The following is an 8362-nucleotide window of genomic DNA, read 5'->3' as shown; positions in this document are numbered from 1 at the left end:
TCCCTGTAATTCTCGCACGAACGTAGCTTTTCAACTATCGTTCTCATTCTTGTGAATTGACTGGGAAGCCCTAAAGCTTCCTAACCCGCTTGATCAACGGCCGTAAACGGCAATCATCTCGCGGTATATCTTCTCTTCTCTTCTCTCATATGTCTGTCAAAAATCTGCTCGCTTACGACTTAGTGTCGTTTAGCGTGCTCCGATAACATAGCAAAAGACCTCTTATAGTGTCAAGCGTTCTATTCAAAGATTTTTCACAAAACTTACTGGCGCTTGGCAAGTAGAGCGTCAACGATCTCAGCAAAGCCTTCTCCACCTTCATTTTCTGCAACAAATGTCGGTAAAAACTGCATCGTTTCAGCTCGTTTTTTTATATTCCCAACGCCAAAACTCACAGGGAAACGGGAAAACATCACCTGATCATTAGGGGCATCCCCGCAGTAACAACCGGTATCAAGCATTTCCTGCTCATTGAGACCAAGCACCTGGGTAAAAAAAGCTCTTGAGCCTTCGTATTTATCAAAAGAACCAAACCAAGCATTCACATGTATCGAACTGACGGCTGTACCAGCCCCCATGTCCCTACAGATCTCGACAATTTTCGCAATCCCATCTTCCGATAGAAACGGGGGTTCGCTACCATGATCAAAAGCCACGTCGAATAGTCGTGCGAATTGATCGCTGGACACCTTTGCTCCATCGACAGAGGAAAGCACCCGCTGAATCATCGCCTGTACGCGTTCCCGATACCCTTCCTGCACAATTGAAGGATGTACAAAATGGCGAATCGCGCCGTTCTCACGATAAAGGCAAACAGCCCCACTTTCGCTCAACACAGCCTCCACCGGCCATTGGCGGAGATACGTATCTCCCCAACCAGCTGAACCACCAGTTACACAGATGGTCCGGATTCCCTCTTCCTCAAGTCTATACAAAGCCTCCAAGGCAGCCGGACGCAATTTCCCATTGGTAGTGATGGTGTCATCAACATCGGTCAGCAGGAATCTTATCTTTCTTGCTATCGTTTGTGGGAGGTTTTCTAAAGGTTGCATACTCAGCGGCTCAGAGAAGAGAGGCTGCCATCACGGATAATAGCCTTGATATAGGTAAGGAAGGACATCACAGCAGCCAATGCCGCCAATACAAAAACACCTGTGACTACAGGACCCATCTTCTGGACCAAGGAGGAGTCACCAACCCAGTTACCCAACGCAATGTAGAGGATGCCTAAAGCACCACTTATCGCATACAGTACTGCCTTGCTCTTCCCCCAGATATTTGCGGCGACCGGCTTTCCTTTTCCCATCATCAACATCCTGACAAACAGAATGGAGAATTCACGCCACATAATCAGGATAAAGGTCCAAAGAGGCATGATGCCTGCTCCAGAGAGGCAGACAAAGTACGTCAGCCTACTGAACGTGTCAGCAAAGGGGTCCATCACCTTACCTAGGTCCGTCACTAAATTCTTGCTTCTTGCTATCTGGCCATCCAGGAGATCGGTCAGCTCAGTCAGAGCCCAAAGGACAAGCGTAAGTATGGATGCAGCATCCTGGAAGGAAGGTCCGAACCATGAGCCAAGATGAAATGCAATGAAGAACAACGGTGCCATAATCAGCCGTGACACAGTAAGCTTATTCGGAATATTCATACGGACCTCTCATTAGCCGAACAAGCGGCTGAATTTATCTTCAAGGTAGCTTGTGAACAAACTCGCGTCAAGACCTCTGTTGGTTACCTTCTCCAGCGTCTCAAGGCCGGTATTGACCGCCCCTCGTTCATAGATTGAAGTTTTTAGATAATCACTGATGGCCATCAGATCTCCACTTTGCAATAAGGAAGAAACAGGCAGATCTTCTTTCACTTTCTCCCAAATCTGCGCTCCATAAAGATTTCCCAGGACATAGGTTGGGAAATACCCGAAATCACCACTACTCCAATGGACATCCTGCAGCACCCCTTCCTTGATTGAGGCAGGAGTGAAACCCAAGAGAGAACGGTGCTCAGCATTCCACGCTTCGGGAACCTCGTCAATGGAGACTTCCCCATTGATAATCATCTGTTCCAGCTGAAAACGAAGCATCACATGCAGGCTATAGCTGACCTCATCAGCATTAACCCTGATCGGTGTTCTCTCCACTTTGTTGATTGCACGGACAAACTGATCCAGGGAAACCCCTGCAGTCTGTGCAGGAAATAGTTCCTTGAACCGGGGATAGTAGTACTGCCAGAACTCAGGGCTCTTTGCAATCATGTTTTCCCAAAGCCTGCTCTGCGATTCATGCATTCCAAGAGAAGCCCCAGAAGCCAAGCTGGTCCCCTTCAGGATTGAACTCGAGGCACCCATCTCATACAGAGCATGACCACCCTCATGAACTGTGGAACTGAAACTATCCATGACCGAAGGATCACTGTAGCGGGTGGTGATTCGGATATCATCAGAACCGATTGTAGTGGTAAATGGATGCACTGCGACGGCGCAACTCCCCCTCTGGAAGTCAAATTGCATTGCCTTCAACACCTCATTCGCAAATATCTGTTGCTGTTCAATTGGGTATGAACCATAGAGAAATCCAGCATCCACGGTCTTTGAGGCAAGCCGGTCCACCAGCGAGATCAAAGGAGCCTTAATCTCAGTAAAAAGCCTGGCGACCTGGTCGGTCCTCATCCCCTCCTCAAACTCCTGGAGCAATCCATCATAGAGACACCCTCCCTCCTGTTTGAGCAATGTAGCTTTTTCTCGAACCAATGCAACCATGGAAGCTAGATCACCAGAGAAGAGCGACCAGGTACCTGCCTGACGGGCTGCAACCCAGCTGTTATGTGCTCTTGCCCCTTGTTCAGATATTGAACGCACCAAGGTGGCAGGGAGCTTTTTCATCTTCTCGTACTCGCGTCTCCTGATCCTGATCAGCCCACGTTCCACATCCGATGCATCATGCATGCCCTCAAGATGTGCCAACACATCCCCCATTTCTGAGGAACTTGCCATGTCGTGCCGAAGATGGGCAAGATAACCCAGTTGTTCCGACCGCTCTTCCAATCCCAAGGGGGAGAGTGAAATTTCCTGGTCCCAGGATAGCGTTGCCTCCATATGATCTATCAATACAATCTGGTGATCGAGTTCGACCAAACGGTTATATGCTTCTCTTTGTGTCATGGATACCTCCACCTGAAATCGAGAGCCGGATAACTCCGGCTCTCTGTGTTACATGCTCTTCTGTACTACAGCTGTTCCTTGTTTTCAACCTTCTCTCTCACCATATCGATGAAAGCTTGGGTTGCAAGGCCGTTCTCCTGCTTACCGCTTCTCAGGCGTACAGAAACCTGGTCATTCTCCATCTCTCGCTCGCCAATGATCACCATGTACGGTATCTTCAGCTTCTGTGCGTTTCGGATTTTCGCATTCATCCTGTCATCCCCAAGGTCAGCAGAAACACGGAAACCTTCGCTTCGGAGTCTCTTCTCCAAACTCTTTGCATAGTCAAAGAAGGCTTCGCCTACAGGGATGACCTTGATCTGTTCAGGAGCAAGCCAGGGCGGGAAGGCCCCGGCATAGTGCTCGATAAGCACCCCGAAGAACCGCTCAATGGAACCAAGGAGAGCTCGATGGATCATGTACGGGCGCTTCTCAACACCATCCTTGTCCACAAAGGTCATGTCAAACCGTTCAGGTTCATTAAAATCGAACTGAACTGTGGAAAGCTGCCACTCGCGTCCGATTGCATCCTTGATCTTCAGATCAATCTTCGGACCATAGAACGCGCCACCTCCCTCATCAATCTCGTACGCCAACCCTTCTGTCTCTATGGCTTTCCTGAGAGCCTCAGTTGCATCAGCCCAGCGCTGAGGGTCTCCGACAGCCTTCTCAGGCATCGTGGAAAGGTATGCATTGATCTCCATAAAACCAAAGGATTGCAACATATGCAACGAGAACCTGAGTACCTCCAGGATCTCGTCGTTCATCTGGTCTGGGGTGACAAACAGGTGTGCATCATCCTGGGTGAATCCACGTACACGCATGAGCCCATGCATTGCACCGGCCTTTTCATAGCGATACACGGTACCCAGCTCTGCCCATCTGAAAGGCAGATCACGATAGGAGTGCTTACTGTTCTTGTAAATCATGATATGGAACGGACAGTTCATCGGTTTCACATAGTAATCACTCTTGTCCATCTCCATGGGAGGGTACATCCCTTCCTTGTAGAATCCCAAGTGACCACTGGTCTCCCAAAGCCAGGAACGTCCAAGATGGGGGGTATATACCATCTCATACCCATTGGCATAGTGCTCCTTGCGCCAGAAATCCTCAATCGCCTGCCTGATACGGGCGCCCATTGGATGCCAGTAGACAAGACCTGGGCCTGCTTCCTCATGCAAGCTGAACAGATCAAGTTCCTTACCAAGCTTGCGGTGGTCCCGTTTCTCAACATCCTCAAGATGTTGCAGATAGAGACGCAGCTCCTTGGCATTTGACCAAGCCGTACCATAGATACGGGTCAGCATGGGATTGGTTTCCTTGCCTCTCCAATAAGCACCGGCGATGCTCATCAATTTAAAAGCATCACCCTTAAGCTCCTTGGTGGAATCCACATGGGGACCACGACAGAGATCGGTGAAACCTCCTTGGGTGTAAAGGCTTACTTCCTCATCCTCGGGGATAGCCTCAAGCAATTCCAACTTGTATTTCTGTCCTGCAAAGCGCTGCTTTGCTTCATCCCGACTGACCACCGTCCTTACAAACGGCTTATCTTCCTTGATGATTGCGCGCATACGCTCTGAAATCTCATCAAGATCCTCAGTGACCAGCTGCCTGGGCAAGTCAAAATCATAATAGAATCCATTATCGATCGCAGGACCGATAGCGATCTGTGCATCAGGGAACATCTCGAGCACTGCCTCGGCCATCACATGTGCCATTGAATGCCGTATCCTGGAGAGTTTCTCTCCTGCTTCTACCGTTGCCATACTATCTCCTCACTTCTCATCATTACCAAAAAAAAAGCCTTCATGCCCTCAACCCTACCGGGTGGCATGTTCCACTCCCGGCAAGGACGAAGACATGAAAGCTCTCATGTTCCGCGGTTCCACCTTGCTTCCCTTCCCGGTTTTCTCTCCAGGAAAGACTCTCATTGCACCTGTCTCGCCAGGTATGCGGCACAGCCTACTAGCAAACACGTTCGACCTGCAGCTCAAAAGGGGTTTTCATCGGGCGCTATCCAGACCTCTCTCAACCAAGGAAGTCCTCTCTGTGGATCCGCTGCCGGCTACTCGTCTTTCTCATCGCCTTGTACTATAGAATGCTCACATCGAAGCAATTAGTCAAGTCCAAAGAGCCCCAGAAATGATCTTCGCAACACGCTCCAACAGAAGTTGGTCATCTTCAGAGAAACGACCTCTCTGGGCACTATCGATATCCAAGACACCAACCACATCACCACTACTGCTGACCAAGGGAACCACCAATTCACTCATGGAAGCACTGTCACAGGCAATATGGCCTGGGAAGGTGTGTACATCGTCCACCCTTACACTCTCCTTCGTACGCGCAGCCAATCCACATACTCCACGATCCAGGCTGATATCAGTACAGGCAACTTTTCCTTGGAATGGACCGAGAACCAGGCCTTGACGATCTTCTCTCATCAGATAGAACCCTACCCAGTTGATATTCTCCAGCTGCTGGTTAAGCAATGCGGAAACATTACAGAGATGACAATATCGTCTTTCCGTACTCCCATCCCACCCGTCAGTTATTGCAGTAAGTTGTTCAAGGAATGAACTGTCTGTAGTTACATGCATACGATTACTCCTTGGGCTTCAGTATGGCACGCATCGCTTCTACGGGGCTAGAGGCTTTATTGCCACCCCTGAGCCGTATTGCAACCGAAGGCTTTGCTACCACTCCTGGTCCGTTGATACACCCCCCTTCACAACACATGACCTCGACCAAGTCGGCACCCACCGGCCTTCTCTCCCAGGTTTTCATCACACGGACCATTTTCCTGTCTATCCCGTTTACCTGGAACAGCGATATCTCATCCCCTACAGCAGAGCGCTTGCTCACACAGGAAGCAACACCACCGGAGAGGGCAAATTCCCTGCAATCCTCAAAGAGGGAGACATCTTCAAGATCAGTGGCATCCATCTCACGCACATCAATTCCCTTTGCAACAAATAAAGAGGCCAGTTCACTGAAGGTCAATACTCCATCAATAGTGCCAAGTGATGCAGCCTCATCCTTTTTCGCAAGGCAGGGACCGATAAAGACCACACTCGTTTCCTCACACCTCTCCTTGGCAAGAGCTGCCGCATATGCCATTGGAGACAGTGCAGAGGAACGACGGCTTCCAAGGAAGGGAAGATGCTTATCCACCAGGTTCATATATGCTGGACAACAGCTCGTGGTCATAAATCCTGTTCCTTCCTTCTTCCTGGTTGCCAGCTCATCAGCCTCATGCAAGCATGTCTCATGGGCCCCTTCACTGACCTCAATCACCGATCTGAATCCAGTGGCAAGCAGCGCATGTTTGATTTGGGCAAGTGTCCCTGGAAACTGTCCTTCGATCGCCGGGGCAATGATTGCCGTCATGTGGTCTTTGTTCTTGAGTTTTTTTGCTACTGTCATAATTGATGAACGCTCCACAATAGCCCCAAAGGGGCAGCTCATTGCACACTTTCCACAGCTGATACATCTATCCCAATCAATTTCCACATAGCCATATTCATTCTTCTTCACTGCATCGACCGGACATGCCTGCTCACAAGGTACAGGAATATGCACAACTGCATGGAAGGGGCATACCTCCATGCACTTTCCACAACGGATACACCTGCTCTCATCAATATGGGCCTTGCCATCAGAGAAAGTGATACAGTCCTTTGGGCAATTGGCAAGGCAAGGACGCGCAAAGCATCCACGGCAGGCATCACTGATCATGTACCGGTCGGGAGGACAGGAAGAGCAGGCAGTACTGATTGTCGTCAACAGGGGGGACAGGGGCTTGTCTTCCTCCATGATTTCCCTCACATAGGAGGAGAGGCTCTTCATCTCATCATCTTCCCTCTCTATATCAAAACCCAGGAACGCCATAATGCGGTAGCGGACCATTGCCCGCTCCTTGTAGATGCAACACCTGGTAGGGATACGTTGCTTTGGAATGAGTTGTATAGGAATCCTGTCCACATTCTGGGGCAACGTATCCTGGAAGAATTGCTTGAGCACCTCAGTGTGTACCTGTCTCTTGATCGTCGTATATTGGTTATTCAATTCAAGCATGGACAGCCTCCAGCAATGCCTTGCATAGCTTCTCCTGCGTCATCTCACCAAAAACCTTTCCATCAATCTCTACATAGGGAGGCCTTACCGCCATTGATTCATCCTTGCACCCACCGATGCATGAGATGCCTTGGATGTCACACCCAGCCAGTACAACAGGATCCAAAAAGTCCTGGTAAAGCAATAGATCGGCCCCACCTTGTACAAAACATGCAGTCCCCACACAAATCCTGACACTCACCTTCTCTTTCTTTCCCATGACCATATCTCCTACATATACTCCAACGAAGTCTCTTTCAGATAATTGTCTTCCAATGCCCGTTGCAACCTTCCAATCAAGGTCCTGCGTATCCCGATCTCCACAGGGATACTGGGATCCTGGTGAGCTTCATTGATTTTCGTCCCAACAATAAAGTGTACCTGATCACTCTCTTGCATCACCTGTATGAACTTCCTCACTGCATCGTTGGGTAGCGTATATGCTGGTTTTTTCTGCTCCAGTGCAGTGGCTACCTTACTCAGGGTCAACATCCCCTCCGTCACCAGATCCAGCCCTTCCATCATGGAACAGGGAGGTACTTGTGGTGACCAACAGCTCATATCCACCTTCAGTTGCCGATTCATGATCCTGCTGACAATCTGTGCGGTAGTACCCCCACTGACGATCCGCTTTCCCTCGAATCCCTGGATTTTCTCAACCAGTAAGGGATCCTGTTCACGCTTGAACGGAGGACCTGTCACCACCAGTGTCCTCCTGGGTTTTCTCACATATACAACCATGCAGGTAATGTCGTCCTTTGCATTCAGACGATCCAACTGGTGGGCATGCGATACAACTTCCCTTGCAAGGTCGTGGCTGGAAATATCCGGGTCCCTTCCAATCACCTGCCGGGCAAATGCCCTAACTCCCTCAAGGCGCCACCCCAAGGGAAGGGACTTTCCCATCCCCGCCTGGGTAACCCCATCGCTGAAGATCAAGAGACGGCTTCCAACCGAGAGCTTGAGGTGAGAGTGTCCCAGCACCTCCTGCTTGAACGCACCATCCCTCCTGAGATCAATCTTCTCACGTTCCCACTGTAC

General features: G+C 49.8%; 8 protein-coding genes. All 8 read right to left on the bottom strand.

Going from position 1 to position 8362, the window contains the following annotated elements; genetic code table 11:
- Positions 1–263: 263 nt before the first annotated feature.
- Complete coding sequence (locus tag AB7S66_RS09865) at positions 264–1052, bottom strand: HAD-IIB family hydrolase (RefSeq protein WP_428519544.1); 789 nt, start codon at positions 1050–1052, stop codon at positions 264–266.
- 2 nt (positions 1053–1054) lie between these two features.
- Positions 1055–1651, bottom strand: a complete 597-nt coding sequence (gene pgsA / locus AB7S66_RS09860) for a CDP-diacylglycerol--glycerol-3-phosphate 3-phosphatidyltransferase (RefSeq protein ID WP_428519542.1) — start codon at positions 1649–1651, stop codon at positions 1055–1057.
- A gap of 12 nt (positions 1652–1663) precedes the next feature.
- Positions 1664–3160 (bottom strand): carboxypeptidase M32, encoded by a 1497-nt coding sequence (locus tag AB7S66_RS09855; protein WP_428519540.1) that lies wholly within the window; start codon positions 3158–3160, stop codon positions 1664–1666.
- A 65-nt stretch (positions 3161–3225) separates the two neighbouring features.
- Positions 3226–4971, bottom strand: coding sequence for a threonine--tRNA ligase (gene thrS / locus AB7S66_RS09850; RefSeq protein WP_428519538.1), 1746 nt, complete (start codon positions 4969–4971; stop codon positions 3226–3228).
- 354 nt (positions 4972–5325) lie between these two features.
- Positions 5326–5805, bottom strand: a complete 480-nt coding sequence (locus AB7S66_RS09845; RefSeq protein WP_428519536.1) for a GAF domain-containing protein — start codon at positions 5803–5805, stop codon at positions 5326–5328.
- 4 nt (positions 5806–5809) lie between these two features.
- A complete protein-coding gene (locus AB7S66_RS09840) occupies positions 5810–7282 on the bottom strand; it encodes a monomeric [FeFe] hydrogenase (protein WP_428519534.1) in 1473 nt (490 codons plus the stop codon).
- Positions 7275–7541 carry a (2Fe-2S) ferredoxin domain-containing protein gene (locus AB7S66_RS09835; RefSeq protein ID WP_428519532.1) on the bottom strand — a complete coding sequence of 89 codons (267 nt, stop codon included), beginning with the start codon at positions 7539–7541 and terminating at the stop codon, positions 7275–7277. The genes AB7S66_RS09840 and AB7S66_RS09835 overlap by 8 nt, the downstream gene beginning before the upstream one ends.
- 11 nt (positions 7542–7552) lie before the next feature.
- Positions 7553–8362 (bottom strand): SpoIIE family protein phosphatase (locus tag AB7S66_RS09830; protein WP_428519530.1); only part of this gene is annotated, 810 nt, incomplete at its 5' end.

The sequence above is a fragment of the Sphaerochaeta sp. genome (assembly GCF_050178175.1).
GTDB lineage: Bacteria > Spirochaetota > Spirochaetia > Sphaerochaetales > Sphaerochaetaceae > Sphaerochaeta.
The sequence above is the reverse complement of the archived record's forward strand: the minus strand, read 5'-3'. Positions and strand labels throughout refer to the sequence as shown.